Below are 18,311 nucleotides of genomic sequence, written 5' to 3'. Positions count from 1 at the left end.
GTGAACGTTTGGGGTGCAGGACGGGTCGGCAAGCTGGCCTGGCTTGCGATCATCGCACCCGCGTTCCTGTCAGGCTGCATTCCCCTTATCCCGCAAAGCGCACCGGTTCCCCCGGTTCCGCCCACGGCTCCCAATGCCGCATTGATTGGCACCTTCCGAGGGCCACTGACCGCGGGACTGGGCTTCACCGATGCGAATGCGCGCGCGGCGCTTTCCGCTTTCGTCACAAGCTGCCCGCGCCTCACCCGGCGCAATGACACCAGCGGGCTGACCCGTCCGGAAGACTGGGCGCCCGCTTGCGCGGCTGCCGCGGGATGGCCGCCGGAAGACGCAAAGGGCTTCTTCACCCGCTACTTCGAGACGGCAACCGTGGCGCGCGGCGAAGCGCTGGTGACGGGCTATTACGAGCCGGAGATTGCCGGGGTGCGCGTGCGCCAGCCGGGCTTTGACGTGCCGGTCTATGCCCTGCCCCCCGATCTTGTCCGCGCCAGGCCGGGCGATGCGCCGCCACAGCCCGATGGCAGCCAGCCTTTGGGTCGCTACGATGAGACTGGGCGCTTCGTCCCCTACTACGACCGCACCGCGATCGAAAACGGCGCGCTGGCTGGCCGCGGGCTTGAGATCGGCTGGGTGGCCGACCGGGCCGAGCTGTTCTTCCTCCAGGTTCAGGGCTCGGGCCGCCTCCGCGCGCCTGACGGGTCCATCGTGCGGCTCGGCTTCGCCGGGCAGAATGGCTACCCCTATACGGGCATCGGCAGCGTGATGCGCAATCAGGGGCTGATCGGCAGCGGTCCCGGCCAGTACCCCGGCTCGATGCAGGGCATCCTGCGCTACATCCACGAACACCCCGTGGAAGGCAGCGCGCTGATGCAGCAGAACCAGAGCTATGTGTTCTTCCGCGAGCGTGCAGGGACTGACACCGTGGGCGCGCTGAACGTGCCGATCACGCCGCGCACCACACTTGCCGCAGACCCAGCCTACGTACCGCTCGGTGCGCCGGTCTGGCTGCAGGGCGAAGGCGGCATTTCCGGGCTCTGGGTGGCGCAGGATACTGGCGGCGCGATCAAGGGCCCCAACCGCTTTGACAGTTTCTGGGGTGCTGGCGCCGATGCACGGACCATCGCCGGCGGCATGCGCGCGCAGGGGCAGGCGCTGATCCTGCTGCCCAAGGGCACGCTCGCCCGGCTGAACGGGCCCAGATCGGACGGCATGTGAGGGCGCCCCCGCGCGGGCTCAGCCCCGACGAAGCCGCGCTGTGGCGGAAAGTGGCTGCGACTGTCACCCCGCTTCATCCGAAGAAGGTGGCGCCTGCACCCGCGCTGCCTGCAGGAGAGCCAATCGAGCCACCTGCCCCGCCCCCCAAGCGCGTCAAAGGCCGCATTCCCCAGCCTCGCCCGGAAGCGGCTCCTGTGGCGGCGCCAGTACGCCCGCTCACCGCAGGCGGGCTCGATTCAAGCTGGGACCGCAAGCTGACGCGCGGACCGCTGCAACCCGACGTCACCATCGATCTTCACGGCCTCACCCTCGCCATGGCGCACATGCGGCTCAACGGCGGGATCGAGCAGGCGCTGGCAATGGGCGCGCGGGTGATCCTGCTGATCGCCGGCAAGCACCGCCCGGTGCCGGAAAACGACCTGCGCGGCGAGAAGCGCGGTGCAATCAGGGCGAAGCTGCTCGATTGGCTCGCCGCCAGTCCCCACGCCGGACGCATTGCTTCCGTGCGGCCCGCACAGCCCCGCCACGGCGGAGACGGCGCCGTCTATATCGTGCTCAGGAAAGCGCGCTGAGCCTTCAGAAATAGGCGTGCGAGTTCAAGGGTTTGTCGGCAATCGGCTGGAGAATATCCCAGTGCTCGACGATCTTTCCGCCCTTCAAGCGGTAGATATCCGCCACCGTCCCGCCATTGCCCGCAGCACCAGCGCGGCCGTGGAGATGGACCACCGCCATGTCGCCATCCACCACGATCCGCTTGATCTCGAAGCGCGAGCCTTCCTGCCGGAACATCGGCTCCAGCGCGGCAATCGCGGCATCGCGGCCATCGAGGATATTGGCGTTGTGCTGGATATAGTCCGGCGCGACGTACTTCGCGAAGGCGGCGCGGACATCGCGCTTGTCGTAGAACAAGTGCGCGAAGTCCGTGATGATCGCGCGGTTGCGCTCGGTCAGCGAAGGCGCCGGCTTGGCAGACAGCGGTGCAGCGAGGAACGCGGCCACGGCAAGGCATGCGGCAATCCGGCCCAGCATCTTCATGCCAGCGCCGCCTCAGCAATGCGGCGGTAGATGCGCGTCAGCACCTCGAGATCCTCCACCGCCACCGCCTCGTCGGTCTTGTGCATCGTGGCATTGGTGAGGCCAAACTCGATCACCGGGCAAAGCGCGCGCAGGAAGCGGGCGTCGGACGTGCCGCCGGTGGTCGAAAGCTCGGGCGAGAGGCCGGTCTCCGCCTCGACCGCCGCTGCCACCAGCGCGGACTGCGCACCAGGCAGCGTGATGAATGCCTCGCCGTGCAACGTGGCGCGCACCTCGGTGCGGTGCCTGGCGGCGATTTCCGTCACACGGTCAACCAGCGCCTGCCCGGTGTGGTGATCGTTGTAGCGGACCGAAAGGCGCGCGCGCGCTTCTGCCGGAATCACGTTGGTGGCGCGGTTGCCGACTTCGAGATCGGTTACTTCGAGGTTCGAGGGCTGGAACCACTCGCTGCCTTCGTCGAGCACCAGCGCATCAAGCTCTGCCAGCAGCGCGACGAGGCGCGGGATCGGGTTATCGGCGAGGTGCGGATAGGCAACGTGGCCCTGCGCGCCCTTGGCGGTGAGCCACATGTTGACTGAGCCGCGCCGGCCGATCTTCACCATATCGCCCAGCCGGTGGACCGAAGTCGGCTCGCCCACGAGGCAGAAATCGGGGATCGCGCCGACTTCGCGCATGTGGGCGATCAGCGGAACGGTGCCGTACTTGGCCGGTCCTTCCTCATCACCGGTGATGATGAAGCTGATCGTGCCGGCCTCCTCCGGGATCTGCTCGACCGCGCAGACCATGGCCGCGATGGCGCCCTTCATGTCGACTGCGCCGCGCCCGTAGAGCATCCGGCCACCGGGCACCTCGCGCAGGTCCGCCGTGAACGGCGCGCTCGACCAGCCTTCGCCGGGCGGGACGACATCGAGGTGGCCGGCAAAGGCGAAATGGCGCGAGCCCGCCAGGCCCTGCCGGATGGCAAAGAGGTTCTCGACCGGGCCTTCGGGCGGCTCTCCGGCAAGGAATCGGTGCACCGCAAAACCCAGCGGGGCGAGCATGGCTTCAAGGCAATCGAACACCGTGCCGGTGGCAGGCGTGATGCTGGGCGCCTCGATCAGCGCGGCGGTGCGTGAGAGAACATCGGGAAGTTCGGCCATCTCCCGGCGTTAGACGAGCCGGGAAGCAGAGGGAAGCACCCGCGCGGGCCGGATGACGTGCGAGGTAATTGCCGGGGCGCGGTTTGGGCGCAAAAACAAGGCACAACCGCAATGCCGGAGGCCGGACACCATGCGATCACGCGCGTTCCACAAGTTCTGGCTCAAAGTAGCCGCGGTGATCGTCGGATCGTTCGGGCCGGTGTTCTTCCTCGGCACAATGGTCGCGGCAACCGAGCCTGCCCGCCTTTCGCTCGATATCCTGAGTTGGCCCATCGACGGCAGCGTGACCTATGCCTCGGCCGATACGCGCTTCCTGTCCGCGCTGACCGGCGGCTTCCTGCTGGGCTGGGGCGTCACGATCTGGTGCCTCTCGGCGTGGGTCCACGATGCGGCGCCCGAAGGCGTGCGGCGGACGGTGGTGACGGGGCTCACCGCGTGGTTCTGCCTCGACAGCGCGGGCTCCATCGCATCGGGCAATGCTGCCAATGCGGCGATCAACGTGCTCGTGCTGCTCGCCGCCGTCGGCCCACTATGGCTGCCGGCGCGGGACTGAGATCAAACGTCGGCCGCAGCATCGAAGTGCGGGATTGACCAGCTCTCGTCCGCCGCGGCGGCGCGCCAGGCCTCGAGCCATTCGTGCTCCCAGATCGCGTCCATATAGGCTGCGGCAAAGCCCGGCACCGGCACGCCGTACTGCCGGAACCGCACGACGACCGGCGCGAAGAATATGTCTGCCGCGCTGAACGTACCGAACAGGAACGGACCGCCCTGCCCAAACCGCGCGCGCGCCTGTGCCCAGAGCGTGAGGATCCGCTCGACATCGGCGCGAACGGAATCGTTGAGCGGCTTGGCCACAGGCTCCATCCGCAGGTTGAACGGCAGTTCACTGCGCAGCGCGCCAAAGCTCGAGTGCATTTCGCTGACCATCGCTCGGGCAAGGGCGCGGGCATCGTCCTGCTTGGGCCAGTACCTGTCGCGCCCAACCTTGTCCGCAAGGTATTCGAGGATGGCGAGGCTATCCCACACGACGCCGTCACCATGCCACAGCACCGGCACTTTGCCCGCCGAGGGCGCGAGTTCGGGAATGGCGCCCTTCACCGCATCCCAGTTTTCGCCATAGAGCGGGACAACCTGCGTTTCGAACGCAAGGCCGGATTGGCGGGCGGCCAGCCATCCACGCAGGGACCAGCTGGAATAGGAGCGGTTACCGATGACGAGCTTCATGGGCGAATAGGCCTAACCCCTTAGCGCCGCGCTGTCGAGGCAGCGGGGCCGCGCGGGGGTCCAAGGTTAGTTTTTTCATCGCCAACCCGGAGTGTTCTCGCGGATAGCCGGCGCAACGCCGCGACAAGGCCCTGCGCGTGAATATGCCACATGGCATCGAAGGCTGACGTGGCTGCTACGCCCCATTCGGCGGGTGGCGGATCTCTTGATCGGGGATCCGGACAGCGCCCCCTGCCCGTCGAACAATTCCTGCGCCTGCGCAAGCAGTTGCCGCCCATGTACCTCATCCTGACGATGAATGCGGCGGCGCTCGCCTATACCCATCACGCCGCCGCGCCGCTGTGGCTATCGCTATGGTTGCCGATCGTGCTGATCGGCGCTTGCGCGGTGCGAGTGATGCAGTGGATGCGCCCGATCGACGAGAGCCGCATCGAAGAGCCCTACGCCATGCGCATGCTGCGGCGGACGGAAGTGATGGCCACGCTGCTGTCGGTCCTGTTTGTCAGCTGGGCCCTCGCGCTCGATCAGTATGGCAATGGCGATCAGCATGGCCATGTCACCGTCTTCGTGGCCATCACGGTGATGGGCTGCATTTTCTGCCTGACCTACCTGCCCCGTGCGGCTCATCTCGTCTGCTACGTCGTGCTCGGCGTGTTTCTTACCTATTGTCTGGCGCGCGGGACCGTGACGATGGCCTCGATGGCGCTCAACATCCTGATGGTGGGCGTGGTCGTGCTCAAGGTGCTGCGCGATTCCTACGGCTCATTCACGGCGCTCGAGGAATCGCAGGCGGCGCTCCACCATGAACGCACGCAGGCTCACCACCTTGCGGAGGAAAACGCGCGGCTGGCGCATTCCGATCCGCTGACGGGGCTGCCCAATCGCCGCTATTTCTTCGCCCGGCTCGATGCGTTGCTGGCTCGGGGGGATCAGGCCCAGCCTTTCGCAATCGGAGTGATCGATCTCGACCAGTTCAAGCCGATCAATGACGTCCACGGCCATGCGCAGGGAGACCGCCTGCTGCAGGTGATCGGAGAGCGGCTGCAACGCGCAAGCGGACCAGATGCGGTGATCGCGCGGCTCGGCGGCGATGAGTTCGGGCTCATCATCGAAGGCCCGATGGAAGCGGCCGAAGCGATGGGTGCGTGGCTTTGCGGGCGCGTGCAGGAGCCTGTACCGCTGGGCGACACGGTGGTCTCGGTTGGCTGTTCGGTGGGCCTTGCGGCATGGCCGGAAGCGGGCGCGAGCGCGCATGACCTGTTCGACCGCGCCGATTTCGCGCTTTATCACGCCAAGAAGGCGCGGCGCGGCGGGATCGTGCGGTTCTCTTCCGAGCTGGAGCGGATCATCCGTTCCGAGCAGGCGCTTGAGGCAGCGCTGCAGAGCGCCGACCTGAAGCGCGAACTGACGATGGTTTACCAGCCCATCGTGCGAACGCGCTCGATGGCGATGGTCGGTGTGGAGGCGCTCGCGCGCTGGGAATCGCCGACGATCGGGGCGGTCGCCGCCGAACTGCTGTTTGCCACCGCCGAGCGGCTGGGCATGGCGCGCACTGTCACGCTGGCGGCGTTCGAGCGAGTCCTCGGCGATTTCGCGCAGTTGCCAGCCGGGCAGCGCCTTTCGTTCAACCTCGCACCGACCGACATCGCCGATCCGGGTACTGTCGCAGCGCTGATCGATCGCATCGCGAGCAGCGGGATCGATGCCAGCCGGCTGGTGCTCGAGATCACCGAAACCTCGCTGATCGACGACTTTGCGGGCGCACGTGCGGCGCTGGAGAAGCTGCGCGGCTGCGGGGCCAAGATCGCGCTCGATGATTTCGGCACGGGCTATTCCAGTCTCAGCACGCTGCACATGCTGCCGATCGACATCATCAAGATCGACCGCAGCTTTGCCGTCCGGCTCGACGACGGCGAGGGCCGGCGGCTGGTCCGGGCGATCTTCAACCTTACGCGCTCGCTGCGGCTGGAATGCGTGTTCGAGGGGATCGAAACCGAAATGCAGCTGATGGAGGCGACCCTTGCGGGCTTCCACTATGCGCAGGGCTATTTCATCGAACGCCCGGTTGCACTGGACACGCTGCTGGAACGGCGGGCCGCCCGTGCTGCCTAGATCGCGGCATCCTCGAGGATGGCGGCGCGCAGTTCGGCGATCCCCATCTTGACCTCGGACGAGGTGACATGGACCTGCGGGAAGGCCGCGGTACGCTTGCGCGCGGCGGCTTCCGTGGCGGCGACCGTCGCGGCAAGATCGCTGGCCTTGATCTTGTCGGCCTTGGTGAGGACGACGCGGTAGCCGACGGCCGCCTCGTCGAGCATCTGCATCATGTCTTCGTCGACCGGCTTGATGCCATGGCGCGCGTCGATCAGCAGCAGCGTGCGCTTCAGCACAACTCGCCCACGCAGGAAATCGCGCACGAGGCGCCTCCACTGCTCGGTGACCGAGGGCGGTGCCTTGGCGAAGCCGTAGCCGGGCATGTCGACGAGCCGCATCTGCAGCGGCGTGCCGACGTCGAAGAAGTTGAGCTCCTGCGTGCGGCCCGGCGTGACCGAGGTGCGCGCAAGCGAATTGCGCCCCGTCAGCGCGTTGAGCAGCGAGGACTTGCCGACGTTGGAGCGGCCAGAAAACGCGATCTCGGGCGCCTCGGGATCAGGCAGGAACTTGAGCGCAGGCGCGGACTTGAGGAAGGTGATCGGCCCGGCGAACAGCCGGCGCGCACGTTCTTCGAGGTCCGCGCGCGCTGCGGCTTCAGCTTCGGTCAATTCGCTCATCGTGCTTTGGGCTTGCGCGGCCCATCCTTGGGCGCTTGCGCCTTCTGCTCACGCGCCACGACCCGGTCGATATCGAGCTGGTCCTTGTTCGCCTGCGCCTTCAGCTGCGGGTGGCGGCTGTAGAGATACTTCTGCTGCGCGATGGTGAGCAGGTTCGAGGTGATCCAGTAGATCAGCAGGCCCGCTGCAAAGGGCGCCATCACGAACATCATCATCCACGGCATCAACGCCATGACCTGCTGCTGCGAGGGGTCCATCGCGGCCGGCTGCAGCTTGAACTGCGCCCACATCGTGATGCCAAGCAGAATCGCCAGCACGCCGATCGCAAGGAACGCGGGCGGGTTGAACGGCAGCAGGCCGAACAGGTTGAGCACATGCAGCGGATCAGGCGCGGAGAGATCCTTGATCCAGCCGAAGAAGGGCTGGTGCCGCATTTCGATGGTCAGCACGAGCACCTTGTAGAGCGCGAAGAACACCGGGATCTGCAGGAAGATCGGCAGGCACCCGGCGAGGGGGTTCACCCCTTCCTCCTTGTAGAGCGCCATGATTTCCTGCTGCTGCTTCTGCTTGTCGTCCTTGAAGCGTTCCTGGATGACCTTCAGCTTGGGCTGGATCGCGCGCATCGCCGCCATCGAGGCAAACTGGCGCTGGGCGACAGGGAACATCATGCCGCGCACGATCAGCGTGAGCAGGATGATCGCCACGCCGAAGTTGTGCACCGCGCGGAACAGCGAATCGAGCAGCCAGAAGATCGGCTTCTCGAACCAGCGGAACCAGCCCCAGTCGATCGAGAGCGAGAGGTTGGTCGCGCCCTGCTTCTCGTAGGCTTCGAGAACGTTGTTTTCCTTGGCCCCGGCAAACAGGTGCACGGTCTGCGTCCCGGTCTGCCCCGGCGCGACGGTGGCGACCGGATAGATCAGGTCGGCGCGGAAGATATCGGGCGAAACGTTGCGGAAATCGCCCTTGGGCTGCACCGCACCATTCGCGGTGTCCGGGATCAGCGCGGAGAGCCAATAGATGTCGGTAAAGCCGATCCAATTGGCCGAACCTGCCGGGCTGACGGTGCCGGCTGTCTTCACGTCGGCATAATTGTTGTCGAACGTGACGGCGCCATCAAACGCCGCGATCGGACCGGAGTGGACGTTCCACGTATCGATGCTGGCGGTCCGATCGGTGCGGTTGACGAGAGCGAAGGGCTTCGCCGCGACCGGTGCGCCCCCGGCATTGCTGACCGACTGGGTCACCGTGATCATGTAGTTCGCGTCGATCGCATAGCGGATCGCGAAGGTCTGGCCGGTCGGGTTGGTCCAGCGCAGCGTGATCGGCGTCGCGGGCGTCAGCTTCGCGCCGTCAGCCTGCCACATCGTGTCCGGTCCGGGCGCGGCCAGGCCGTTCTGACCGATCCAGCCGACTTGCGCATAGTGCTGCGCGGGCGTGCCGGCGGGCGAGAACAGCCGCACCGGCGGGCTGTTCTTGTCGAGCGTCTCGCGGTGGCGGGCGAGCGTCAGATCATCGACGAGGCCGCCAAGCAGGTTGATCGAGCCCTTGAGACCGGGCGCATCGATGGCGACGCGGTGACCGGCAGCCAGCGACTGGGCGAGATCCTGCTTCTCAAGCGCGACATCCGCCGGCGCCTGCAGGCCGCCTTCGCGGTTGGGCTTGAGCGTGGGTGCTGGCGCGGGCGCCGCGGAAGCCGTTGCGGCAGACTTGGCGGGCTGCGGATAGTAGTACCGCATGCCGATGTCCCAGCCCAACAGCATGAGGGCCATGAGCACCATCGCCAGGATCACATTGCGCTGATTTTCCACTCTGCCTCGCGTTCGTAAATCTGCTGTGCCGGGTACGGAGCAACGGCACCGGACCTAGGGAACTGGATCGTAGCCGTGGCCACCCCAAGGATGGCAGCGCAATAGCCGCTTCACCGTCAGCCAACCACCCTTAATCGCACCGTGTTTGCCGAGTGCTTCGATCGCGTATTGCGAACAGGAAGGACTGTAGCGGCAGGACGGCGGCAGGACGACCGACGGGCCGAGTTGCCACAGGCGCACCAGCAGGATCAGCAGGCGGCGGATCACTTGCCCCGCCCCCTTGGCTTGCCTTTCAGGCCGGGCTTGCGAGGCGGATCGCCCTTGCCGGCTGCGGCACGGGCCAAGGCTGCTTCGAGTTCCTGGCGGAGCAAGCCGAAATCGCGCTCGATGCCGTTCTCGCGGCCGATCAGCACGTGATCTGCTCCGGCGATTCCCTGAACCGGGAGCAGTTCCCGCGCCAACGCGCGCAGGCGGCGCTTCATGCGGTTGCGAGCCACCGCGTTGCCGATGCGCTTGGTGACGGTAACTCCGAAGCGCCGCAGCCCATCGGGGCGCGCCAGCGGGTTCACCAAAAGCACGAATCCGGGCCTTGCGACCCGGATTCCGTTGTTCGCGGCGAGGAAATCGCTGCGCTTCGCAATCGTTTCCAGCTTGCACCCCATCACAGGGGCAACCGGCGCCTCAGCGATCAGGCCGAGAGCTTCTTGCGGCCGCGGGCGCGGCGGGCGCGGAGCACCTTGCGGCCACCCGGCGTTGCCGAGCGGGTGCGGAAACCATGGCGGCGGGCACGCACGAGGTTGCTGGGCTGGAAAGTGCGCTTCATCGGTCTACTCTTTTCTATCGAATCGGTTTGGCCGAGGCCGGCGCAGAACGCGGCCCGGAATCAGGTGGGCGCCGATACGCTGCGATGCCCTTGCAGTCAAGCTTCGCGGCGGCTCTGCAGGCTTGCGCTGCTCTGAGCCGCGCGGATGCCGCTGCCAAAAAAATGGCCCGGTCGTTGCCAACCGGGCCTGAAAGTTTTGGGAGAGGATGCCTGAAAGGCAATTTTCATATGCAACTACCTCCCTTTTTTCGCAAGTGCGAAACGAGCCACTATGGTTGCACTTTTTGCAACACACTCATTGCAATCGTGGTTGAATGGCCAATTTCCATCGTCATTACAGGGCTATGACTCCTCGGCACGCGGCTAATGCCGAAATCAGATAGCGCCATTGCTGCGTCGCACCATGCCCCAAGGGGTAGGTCAGGCAGGCTTAGTGCGCCAGCAGCAGCGGCACCATCGACTTGTCGAGCAGATCGCGCGAGACGCCGCCAAGCAGCAATTCGCGCAGGCGGCTCTTGCCGAATACCCCCATCACGATGAGTCCCGCACCCAGTTCATGGGCCTTGTCGGCGATCATCGTGGCGATCGCGCCGTGCTTTGCCACTTCGTGGACTTCGGCATGGATATCGTGACGCGAGAGGTAGCAGGCGGCATCGCGGGCCGGGAAGCTGTCTTCCTTCTCGCGCACCATCAGGATGTGCACCGAACCGGCGAGTGCGAGCAGCGGAAGCGCGGCACGCATGGCCGCCGCCGCTTCATGCCCGCCATCCCAGGCGAGCAGCACCGGCTTGTCGAACACCACCAACGAAACCCCGCGCGGCAGCGCCAGCACCGGGCAGTGCGAACCCAGCGCCACTTCCTCCAGCGCCGGATCATCAAGGCTCGCCACGATCACATCGGTGAACCGCGCGGCAGCAGCCACACCTTCGACCCGGCCCTGATCGGTCAGCACCACGTCGAAGGGCACGTCTTCCTTGGCGATGCGCGCATCGAGATCCTTGGCAAGCTGCTCGTCCGCCGCGCGCACTTCGTTGATGACCTCGGCAGAGAGCGCCGCGCCGCCGAACGGTTCCCACAGCGCCATCTGCGCGAACGGCGTCGCGATCTGGAACGAGACATGGCCGCGCACGGCCCGCGCGAGCGCGAGCGCGGTTTCGACGCGGTCGTCGAGGGTATCGGCAGTATCGGCCGGGCAAAGAATGGAGCGCATCGTGTTTCTCCCAGAAACTGGCTTGCCGCTGCATGGCGAGCAGCAAACCAATACACCCGATCCGGACTTTGGCCCAATGATCCAAGTCAATTCCGTGCCTTGCGCAAGGCGCACCGACCGCTATGCCGCCAAGGCACCAAAGCAGGGAGCGGACAGGATGGCGGAACGGGCATTTTCGGCAGTGATTTTCGATTTCGGCGGGGTCATCACCTCTTCTCCGTTCGAGGCGTTCAACCGGCTCGAAGCCGAGCGCGGCGTGCCGCAGGACTTCGTTCGCCGTGTCAACGCCACCAATCCCGACGACAATGCCTGGGCCCGATTCGAACGTGCGGAAATCGGCGCTGCAGAGTTCGACGCACTGTTTGCCGCCGAAGCCAAGGCGCTGGGCCATGACCTCGCTGGCGCCGACGTCCTTGCCGTGCTGGCGGGGGCGGTGCGCCCGGCGATGGTCCGCGCGCTCGATCAGCTCAAGGCCGCAGGCTACCGCATCGCGTGCATCACCAACAACGTGCCGACCGGGCACGGCGCAGGCATGTCACGGAGCGCCGACCATAGCGACGCGCTGGAGCAGATCTTCGCGCGCTTCGAGCACGTGATCGAAAGCAGCAAGGCCGGGGTGCGCAAGCCCGATCCGCGCATCTACCAGATGATGTGCGAAAAGCTGGGGCTGGAACCGGCCACCTGCATCTACCTCGACGATCTGGGCGTGAACTGCAAACCTGCGGCAAAGCTGGGCATGCATGCGATCAAGGTGACAAGCGGCGAACAGGCGCTGGCCGATCTTTCGGCGGTACTTGGCTTGCCGCTGGGGTGACAATCCGGCCCTGCGCGCTAGATAGGCCCAGCACAGCAAAGGAGCCGGATTCGCGTGGCCAAGAAGCTATACCCTGATGCCGCCAGCGCCCTTGAAGGGCTACTGCGCGATGGTCTGCTGGTCGCCTGCGGGGGCTTTGGCCTTTGCGGCATTCCGGAGCGCTTGCTCGATGCGGTGCGCGATTCGGGCGTGAAGGACCTTACCTTCGCCAGCAACAACGCCGGCATCGACAACGAGGGCATCGGCAAGCTTCTGCGCACACGGCAGGTCAAGAAGATGATCGCCAGCTACGTCGGCGAGAACAAGGAATTCGAGCGCCAGTACCTTTCCGGCGAGCTCGAGGTTGAGTTCAGCCCGCAGGGCACGCTCGCCGAGCGGATGCGCGCGGGCGGGGCCGGCATTCCTGGCTTCTACACCAAGACAGGCGTCGGCACGCTGGTGGCCGAGGGCAAGGAAGTGAAGTCCTTCCGTGGGCAGGACTACATCCTCGAGGAAGGCATCTTCGCCGATCTTTCGCTGGTGAAGGCGTGGAAGGCGGACGAGACGGGCAACGTCGTGTTCCGCAAAACGGCTCGCAACTTCAACGTGCCGGCGGCGACTTGCGGCAAGGTCTGCGTGGTGGAGGTCGAGGAGATCGTTCCCGCGGGTAGCCTCGATCCCGATGCGATCCACCTGCCGGGCGTCTACGTCCAGCGCATGATCGTGGGCGCGCCCTACGACAAGAAGATCGAATTCCGCACCACCCGCAGCACGGATGTCGGCTGATGACCAAGCATGATGGAATGACCGCGGGCTGGACCCGCGACCAGATGGCCGCCCGCGCCGCGCGCGAGTTGCAGGACGGCTTCTATGTGAACCTCGGCATCGGCATTCCGACGCTGGTGGCGAACCATATCCCCGCAGGCATGACCGTAACGCTGCAGAGCGAGAACGGAATGCTGGGCATCGGCCCCTTCCCGCTTGCGGGCGAGGAAGACCCCGATCTCATCAACGCGGGCAAGCAGACGATCAGCGAACTGCCGCACTCGGCCTATTTCGACAGCGCGCAGAGCTTCGCGATGATCCGCGGCGGGCACATCGACCTTACCGTGCTGGGCGCGATGGAAGTCGCGGAGAACGGCGACATCGCCAACTGGATGGTGCCCGGCAAGATGATCAAGGGCATGGGCGGCGCGATGGATCTCGTCGCCGGCGTCAAGAAGATCATCGTCGTGATGGAGCACTGCGCCAAGGACGGCAGCCCCAAGTTCATCCCCGCCTGCACCCTGCCGCTGACCGGCAAGGGCGTGGTCGACATGATCATTACCGACCTCGCCGTCTTCGCACGGCCGGACCACGCCTCGCCGTTCAAGCTGGTCGAACTGGCCCCGGGAGTGAGCGCAGAAGACCTGCGCGCCAAGACCACCGCGCACTACGTGGAGTAGCACCGTGCCCTATACCCTCATCACCGCCAACCGGAACTATTCGAGCTGGTCGCTGCGCCCGTGGGTGCTGATGAAGGGGCTGGGCATTCCATTCGCGGACCGGATCGAGCCGTTCACCAAGCCGGTGAACTATGACGAGTTCCGCGCGTTCTCGCCCACCGGGCAGGTGCCCGTGCTGCTCGACGGCGAGACGACGGTCTGGGATTCGCTGGGCATCGCGCTCTATCTGGCAGACCGGCACGAAGGCGTGTGGCCGGCAGACCCCGCTGCGCGCGCTTTCGCGCAGTGCGCGGTGACCGAGATGCATGGCGGCTTCTCGGCGCTGCGCAATGATTGCCCGATGAATGTCGGCGTCCGTGTGAAGCCGCGCCCGATGCGCGATGCCCTGATCCGCGACGTGGCGCGGGTGCGCGAGATCTTCGAAGAGGGCCTTGCCCGCTTCGGCGGGCCTTGGCTGGCCGGTGACGCGTTCACCGTGCTCGATGCGTTCTACGCGCCGGTCGCCTTCCGCATCCGCACGTATGGCCTCGATGTTGGCAAGGGACAGGCCTGGGTCGACCAGATGATCGCGCATCCCGCCATGCAGGAATGGGAAGCAGCGGCGCTTGCAGAGACCTGGCGCGAGATAAGCCACGAGGAAGAGCTGGCAGCCTGCGGAGCAATTACCGCGGACTACCGGACCATCTGAGGGCTGTGGCAGCGCGCATGCTGACATTGGTTCCACTCGCCGAGCTTCATTTCGCAACACTTGCCAGCTGGTTTCCGACCGAAGCAGACCTGATCCAGTGGGGCGGGCCGTTTATCAACTTCCCGCTCGATGACCGCCAACTGCGCGCCATGGTTGCTGAAACAATGGCAGCACCGCCCACAAGGCTGTGCTGGATGGCCGACGACGCGGCATCGTCCATTGGGCATGCACAACTGGGACTCGACTGGCGCAATGGCGTGGCGCTACTTTCGCGCGTGGCAATCGCACCACAGGCGCGCGGACGAGGTCTGGCCACACCAATGCTGCGCCTGGTGTTGGAAGAGGCCTTTGCCGTCACCGACGTCGCCCGGGTTGAGCTTAACGTCTACGCTTGGAACCGGCCGGCGATCCGCACCTACGAGCGCCTTGGGTTCCGGATGGAGGGCACGCGCCGCTCATCCGCGCGCGTCGGGAACGAGCGGTGGGACACGGCGACCATGGGGCTTCTGCGCGACGAGTGGCAAGCGCATGCGGATCAGGACGTCTGATCGTCTGCCTTCTCGCGCGCGTTGAGATCGGCCCAGAGGCCCTCGGTGCCCGCCTCGACCGCCTTGTTCACGTATTGCGAGGCGGCGAGCCAGCCCTTGAACGGGCGCAGCGTGGCCACGCAGCCCAGCACGAGGATCGGCATCGATGTGAACACGTGGACCCACCACGGCGGATCGAAGCGCACCTGCACATAGACCACCACGAACACCAGCGGGAACGCGGTGAGGCACAGCGCGAAGAACGCAGGGCCGTCGTCTGTCTGCGCATAGCTGAAATCGAGCCCGCAGTGATCGCAGGTCTTTGCCAGCTTCAGCCAGCCGGCAAACATGTGCCCTTCACCGCAGCGCGGGCACTTGCCTTGCCAGCCGCAGCGGAGGATCCATGCAAGCTTCGGGTTGGAAATCAGGGCCATGCGATTGCCGTTAGACCTCGCTGGCGCCCCCCGCAATTGCTTAGTGGTCTGCCGCAGCCATTTGCGGCGCACCCGCCGGAGGTGCGTTGCCCGCCTTCACGAAGAACAGCACCGGGATTGATGCCCAGCACAGCAGGCCCATCATGTAGAAGTCGTTGAGGTAGCCGATCATCGCCGCCTGCTTGTTGACCATACCATCGACGACCCGCATCCCCGCCTCTGACACGCCGCCGAATGCCGTGATCCGGTCCAGATCGAAGGGCACGCTCATCCGCGTGATCCGGGCGCCCATTTCGGCGTGGTTCACCTGAATGTTGCGTGCGAGCATGAATGTGCACACGGCGATGCCGATCGAAGCCCCGATCGAGCGCATCAGGTTGTTGAGACCAGCCGCATCGGTGCGCATCTCAGGCGGCAGCGTGGCGAAGGCGATCAGGTTGATCGGCATGATCGTGAAGCTGATGCCCACGCCCTGAATCAGGCCGGTAATGAAGATCGGCCCCATCGGCATATCGGGCGACCAGCCGGACATGAGCCATAGCGACCAGCCCGAGAGCCCCATGCCGATGGCGAGCGCGATACGCGGATCCATCTTCGTGATCCAGCGCCCGAGCAGCGTGATCGTGACGAGCAGGCCGATCCCGCGCGGGGCCAGCAGCCAGCCGGCATCGACCGCCGGATAGCCGTAGATCCCCTGCAGAAGCCCCGGCAGCAGCGCAAGCACCGCCATCATCACGCAGCCGATCAGGAACATGAAGATCAGACTGGCGACGAAGTTGGCGTCCGCAAACATCCGGCCCGGGAACAACGGCCGCTCGGCGGTGACGAGGTGGACTATCGCCATCCACCCGCTGCAGGCCCAGATCACGCCATACGATACCACTTCGGCACTGCCGAACCAGTCCTGCGAGGGGCCGCGATCGAGCATGAGTTGGAACGAAGCGAGCGCAAGCGCGACGAGCAGCCAGCCGGTGAGGTCGATCGGCCGCCGGATCGCCGGCTGGCGCGGCAGCAGCCACCACAGCACGCAGCCTGCGGTGATGCCGATCGGCACGTTGATGAAGAACACCCAGCGCCACGAATAGCTCTCGGTGATGTAGCCGCCCAGCAGCGGACCAGCGATAGGGCCGAGCATCACGCCCTGTGTGAACAGCGCCATCATCTTGGGCCGCTCCTCCGCAGTGCTGGAATTGAGCATCACGGTCTGCGCAAACGGCGAGAGGAACGCCCCGCCCATGCCCTGGATCACGCGGAACGCAACCATCTGGCCGAGGTTCTGGGCAAGTCCGCAAAGGATCGAAGCGGCGGTGAAGGCCACAACCGAAAGCGTGAACACCACGCGGATGCCGAAGCGGTCTACCAGCCAGCCGCCAAGGGGCAGCGCAACGGCGGAGGCGAGCACATAGCTCGTCAGAACCCAGCTGATCGTTTCCTGCGTTGCCGAAAGCGAGGCTTCCATGTGCGGCAGCGCGACGTTGGCGATGGTGGTGTCAAGCACCTGCATCACCATCGCCGCCATCACCGAAGTGAACAGCAATGGCCTGTGCTTCACCACCCATGCAGGTTGCTGCGCGCTACTTCCCGTCGACATGGACCGTGACGTTCGCGCTGAGGCCTGCAATCAGCGGGCGGTCGCCGCTGCTAGAGTCGATGGCAATACGCACCGGCACGCGCTGCGTTACCTTGACCCAGTTGCCGGTGGCGTTCTGCGCCGGGAGCACCGAGAATTCCGAGCCCGTGCCCGCGCCGATGCTGTCGACATGGCCCTTCAGCTTGAGGCCGGGATAGGCATCGAGCTTCACTTCGGCGGGCTGGCCGGCACGCATGTGCGCAAGATCGGTTTCCTTGAAGTTCGCTTCGACCCGCGCCCCGCCTTCGCGGACGATGGAAAGCATCGGCACGCCAGTGAACACCATCTGGCCAATCTGGAGGCGGTTGACCTGCGTCACGCGGCCGGAGACCGGAGCGCGGACGACCGTGCGCGTTAGATCGAGCGCTGCCTTGGCACGCGATGCCTCAGCGGCGGCGACCTGCGGGTTGAGACCGGGAACCTGAGCGCCAGTGGCAAGCTGCGCCCGTGCCTTCTCGACCTCGGCCCCGATGGAACCGAGCCGGTCGCGCGCCACGGCGACGGCATGCTGGGCCTCGTCGATACGGGCACGGGTGTTGAAGCCGCGGTCGAGCAGTGCCTTCTCGCGCGCATACTGCGCCTCGGCGAGGGCAAGGTCATCGCGCGCGGCCGCAAGATCGGCAGCATTGGCGCCAACATCGGCCTGCAGCGCCGTGATCCGCGCCTGCGCGCCGGCGATCTGCGCATCGGCCTGCTGGATGGCCACGCGGTAGCTAGTAGGATCGATGCGGAAAAGCACGTCGCCAGCCTTCACCTGCTGGTTCTCGTGGACGTTCACTTCCACGACGAGGCCGTTCACCTCGCCCGCGATCGAGACGATGTCCTGCTTTACATAGGCGTTGTCGGTCGAAACCTCGCCGGGCTGGCCGAACCACCAGTAGAGCGCGCCGCCGACGATCAACGCCGGAACAAGCAGCATGGCGATCAGGCGCATCCGCTTGAGGCGTGTGGCCTTGCGGCGTTCGGCGGCCGAGGCTTCGGCCGCGGCTGCGGGCTTGAAGGGATCGGCCTCAGCCATGAGCGAGCGCTCCTTCGACCAGAGACTTTTCGGGCGGCGTCTCCTCCAGCAGGTTCGCGCGCACGCGTTCGAGCAAAGACAACAGCATGTCGCGCTCGGCGGGCGCGAAGCCCTGCTGCGCTTCCTCGAACACATCGGTGGCGCAGCCGAACAGCTCGTCGAGCAGCGGGGTGGCCGCATCGGTGAGGAACAGGCGCCAGGCACGGCGGTCGTTGGGATCGGCGCGGCGCTCGACCATGCCGGACTTCTCCAGCCGGTCGATCATGCGCCCGGCGGTGATGGCCTCAACTTCGAGCCATTGCGCGAGCGCGCCCTGATTGATGCCGGGGCTGCGGCGCAGCGCCGCCAGCATCCGCCACTGCGGGCCAGTAACGCCGAAGCGGCGGCTGACCACATCGAAGCGTTTGCGCAGCAGGCGGCTCACGTCCGAGGTCAGGAAAGCGATGTTGTTTTGCATAAGCGCGCACATAATAACTATGCTTATTATCGTCAAGCTTGCCTAAAGTGTCAGGCCCGCCCTTTTGTTCCCTTCGACAAGCGAAAGCGTCCCC

22 protein-coding genes are annotated in these 18,311 nt (G+C 65.8%); 9 read left to right on the top strand and 13 right to left on the bottom strand.

Annotated elements, in window-relative coordinates; translation table 11 throughout:
* Positions 1 to 1,215 (top strand): murein transglycosylase A, encoded by a 1,215-nt coding sequence (mltA, locus tag NSE01_RS14870; RefSeq protein ID WP_246135228.1) that lies wholly within the window; start codon positions 1 to 3, stop codon positions 1,213 to 1,215.
* Entirely contained in the window at positions 1,212 to 1,787 is a 576-nt protein-coding gene (locus NSE01_RS14865; RefSeq protein ID WP_147160429.1) for a Smr/MutS family protein, read from the top strand. Before mltA ends, NSE01_RS14865 begins: the two co-directional genes overlap by 4 nt.
* 4 nt (positions 1,788 to 1,791) lie before the next feature.
* Here NSE01_RS14865 and NSE01_RS14860 read toward each other — a convergent pair whose 3' ends face one another.
* Positions 1,792 to 2,250, bottom strand: coding sequence for a nuclear transport factor 2 family protein (locus NSE01_RS14860; RefSeq protein ID WP_246135227.1), 459 nt, complete (start codon positions 2,248 to 2,250; stop codon positions 1,792 to 1,794).
* Complete coding sequence (gene dapE, locus NSE01_RS14855; RefSeq protein ID WP_147160428.1) at positions 2,247 to 3,389, bottom strand: succinyl-diaminopimelate desuccinylase; 1,143 nt, start codon at positions 3,387 to 3,389, stop codon at positions 2,247 to 2,249. Before dapE ends, NSE01_RS14860 begins: the two co-directional genes overlap by 4 nt.
* A 130-nt stretch (positions 3,390 to 3,519) precedes the next feature.
* On the opposite strand from dapE, the gene NSE01_RS14850 reads away from it, so the two are divergent.
* Positions 3,520 to 3,942, top strand: coding sequence for a hypothetical protein (locus NSE01_RS14850; protein ID WP_147160427.1), 423 nt, complete (start codon positions 3,520 to 3,522; stop codon positions 3,940 to 3,942).
* Between the two features lie 2 nt (positions 3,943 to 3,944).
* On the opposite strand, the gene NSE01_RS14845 is transcribed toward NSE01_RS14850, so the two are convergent.
* Complete coding sequence (locus NSE01_RS14845; RefSeq protein ID WP_147160426.1) at positions 3,945 to 4,613, bottom strand: glutathione S-transferase family protein; 669 nt, start codon at positions 4,611 to 4,613, stop codon at positions 3,945 to 3,947.
* Between the two features lie 150 nt (positions 4,614 to 4,763).
* Between NSE01_RS14845 and NSE01_RS14840 the strand changes: the two genes are divergently transcribed.
* Positions 4,764 to 6,725: a putative bifunctional diguanylate cyclase/phosphodiesterase gene (locus NSE01_RS14840; protein ID WP_147160425.1), complete on the top strand. Its 1,962-nt coding sequence runs from the start codon at positions 4,764 to 4,766 to the stop codon at positions 6,723 to 6,725.
* Here NSE01_RS14840 and yihA read toward each other — a convergent pair.
* The 6 genes from yihA to NSE01_RS14810 form a co-directional block, all read right to left on the bottom strand.
* Entirely contained in the window at positions 6,722 to 7,384 is a 663-nt protein-coding gene (yihA, locus tag NSE01_RS14835; protein ID WP_147160424.1) for a ribosome biogenesis GTP-binding protein YihA/YsxC, read from the bottom strand. The genes NSE01_RS14840 and yihA overlap by 4 nt on opposite strands.
* Positions 7,381 to 9,192: a membrane protein insertase YidC gene (gene yidC / locus NSE01_RS14830; protein WP_147160423.1), complete on the bottom strand. Its 1,812-nt coding sequence runs from the start codon at positions 9,190 to 9,192 to the stop codon at positions 7,381 to 7,383. The genes yihA and yidC overlap by 4 nt, the downstream gene beginning before the upstream one ends.
* 54 nt (positions 9,193 to 9,246) lie before the next feature.
* Positions 9,247 to 9,459, bottom strand: a complete 213-nt coding sequence (yidD, locus tag NSE01_RS14825) for a membrane protein insertion efficiency factor YidD (RefSeq protein WP_147160422.1) — start codon at positions 9,457 to 9,459, stop codon at positions 9,247 to 9,249.
* Positions 9,456 to 9,854 carry a ribonuclease P protein component gene (gene rnpA, locus NSE01_RS14820; protein ID WP_147160421.1) on the bottom strand — a complete coding sequence of 133 codons (399 nt, stop codon included), beginning with the start codon at positions 9,852 to 9,854 and terminating at the stop codon, positions 9,456 to 9,458. The genes yidD and rnpA overlap by 4 nt, the downstream gene beginning before the upstream one ends.
* A gap of 26 nt (positions 9,855 to 9,880) precedes the next feature.
* Entirely contained in the window at positions 9,881 to 10,015 is a 135-nt protein-coding gene (gene rpmH / locus NSE01_RS14815; protein WP_133721087.1) for a 50S ribosomal protein L34, read from the bottom strand.
* 430 nt (positions 10,016 to 10,445) lie between these two features.
* Positions 10,446 to 11,225 carry a universal stress protein gene (locus NSE01_RS14810; protein WP_147160420.1) on the bottom strand — a complete coding sequence of 260 codons (780 nt, stop codon included), beginning with the start codon at positions 11,223 to 11,225 and terminating at the stop codon, positions 10,446 to 10,448.
* A 157-nt stretch (positions 11,226 to 11,382) separates the two neighbouring features.
* Here NSE01_RS14810 and NSE01_RS14805 point away from each other — a divergent pair, with 157 nt between their 5' ends.
* Genes NSE01_RS14805 through NSE01_RS14785 form a run of 5 tightly spaced genes read left to right on the top strand, consistent with a single transcriptional unit; the run spans position 11,383 to position 14,699 of the window.
* On the top strand, positions 11,383 to 12,039 hold the full coding sequence (locus tag NSE01_RS14805; RefSeq protein ID WP_147160419.1) for an HAD-IA family hydrolase: 657 nt from the start codon (positions 11,383 to 11,385) through the stop codon (positions 12,037 to 12,039).
* 54 nt (positions 12,040 to 12,093) lie between these two features.
* Positions 12,094 to 12,804 (top strand): CoA transferase subunit A, encoded by a 711-nt coding sequence (locus NSE01_RS14800; protein WP_147160418.1) that lies wholly within the window; start codon positions 12,094 to 12,096, stop codon positions 12,802 to 12,804.
* Entirely contained in the window at positions 12,804 to 13,463 is a 660-nt protein-coding gene (locus NSE01_RS14795; RefSeq protein WP_147160417.1) for a CoA transferase subunit B, read from the top strand. Before NSE01_RS14800 ends, NSE01_RS14795 begins: the two co-directional genes overlap by 1 nt.
* A gap of 4 nt (positions 13,464 to 13,467) precedes the next feature.
* Positions 13,468 to 14,151 carry a glutathione S-transferase family protein gene (locus NSE01_RS14790; protein ID WP_147160416.1) on the top strand — a complete coding sequence of 228 codons (684 nt, stop codon included), beginning with the start codon at positions 13,468 to 13,470 and terminating at the stop codon, positions 14,149 to 14,151.
* Between the two features lie 17 nt (positions 14,152 to 14,168).
* Positions 14,169 to 14,699 (top strand): GNAT family N-acetyltransferase, encoded by a 531-nt coding sequence (locus NSE01_RS14785; protein ID WP_147160415.1) that lies wholly within the window; start codon positions 14,169 to 14,171, stop codon positions 14,697 to 14,699.
* On the opposite strand, the gene NSE01_RS14780 is transcribed toward NSE01_RS14785, so the two are convergent.
* From NSE01_RS14780 to NSE01_RS14765, 4 genes are read right to left on the bottom strand one after another with little or no spacing between them, the layout of a single operon-like run.
* Positions 14,687 to 15,112 (bottom strand): DUF983 domain-containing protein, encoded by a 426-nt coding sequence (locus tag NSE01_RS14780; protein WP_147160414.1) that lies wholly within the window; start codon positions 15,110 to 15,112, stop codon positions 14,687 to 14,689. The two genes, NSE01_RS14785 and NSE01_RS14780, sit on opposite strands and share 13 nt — an antisense overlap.
* Before the next feature lie 40 nt (positions 15,113 to 15,152).
* Positions 15,153 to 16,649, bottom strand: a complete 1,497-nt coding sequence (locus tag NSE01_RS14775; RefSeq protein ID WP_246135226.1) for a DHA2 family efflux MFS transporter permease subunit — start codon at positions 16,647 to 16,649, stop codon at positions 15,153 to 15,155.
* A 37-nt stretch (positions 16,650 to 16,686) separates the two neighbouring features.
* The gene (locus NSE01_RS14770; RefSeq protein WP_147160412.1) at positions 16,687 to 17,760 is read right to left on the bottom strand and encodes an HlyD family secretion protein; all 1,074 of its coding nucleotides are present in this window, start codon (positions 17,758 to 17,760) and stop codon (positions 16,687 to 16,689) included.
* A complete protein-coding gene (locus NSE01_RS14765; RefSeq protein WP_147160411.1) occupies positions 17,753 to 18,217 on the bottom strand; it encodes a MarR family winged helix-turn-helix transcriptional regulator in 465 nt (154 codons plus the stop codon). Before NSE01_RS14765 ends, NSE01_RS14770 begins: the two co-directional genes overlap by 8 nt.
* Positions 18,218 to 18,311 lie beyond the last annotated feature (94 nt).

The organism is Novosphingobium sediminis (assembly GCF_007991615.1).
GTDB classification, from domain to species: domain Bacteria; phylum Pseudomonadota; class Alphaproteobacteria; order Sphingomonadales; family Sphingomonadaceae; genus Novosphingobium; species Novosphingobium sediminis.
The sequence above is the reverse complement of the archived record's forward strand: the minus strand, read 5'-3'. Positions and strand labels throughout refer to the sequence as shown.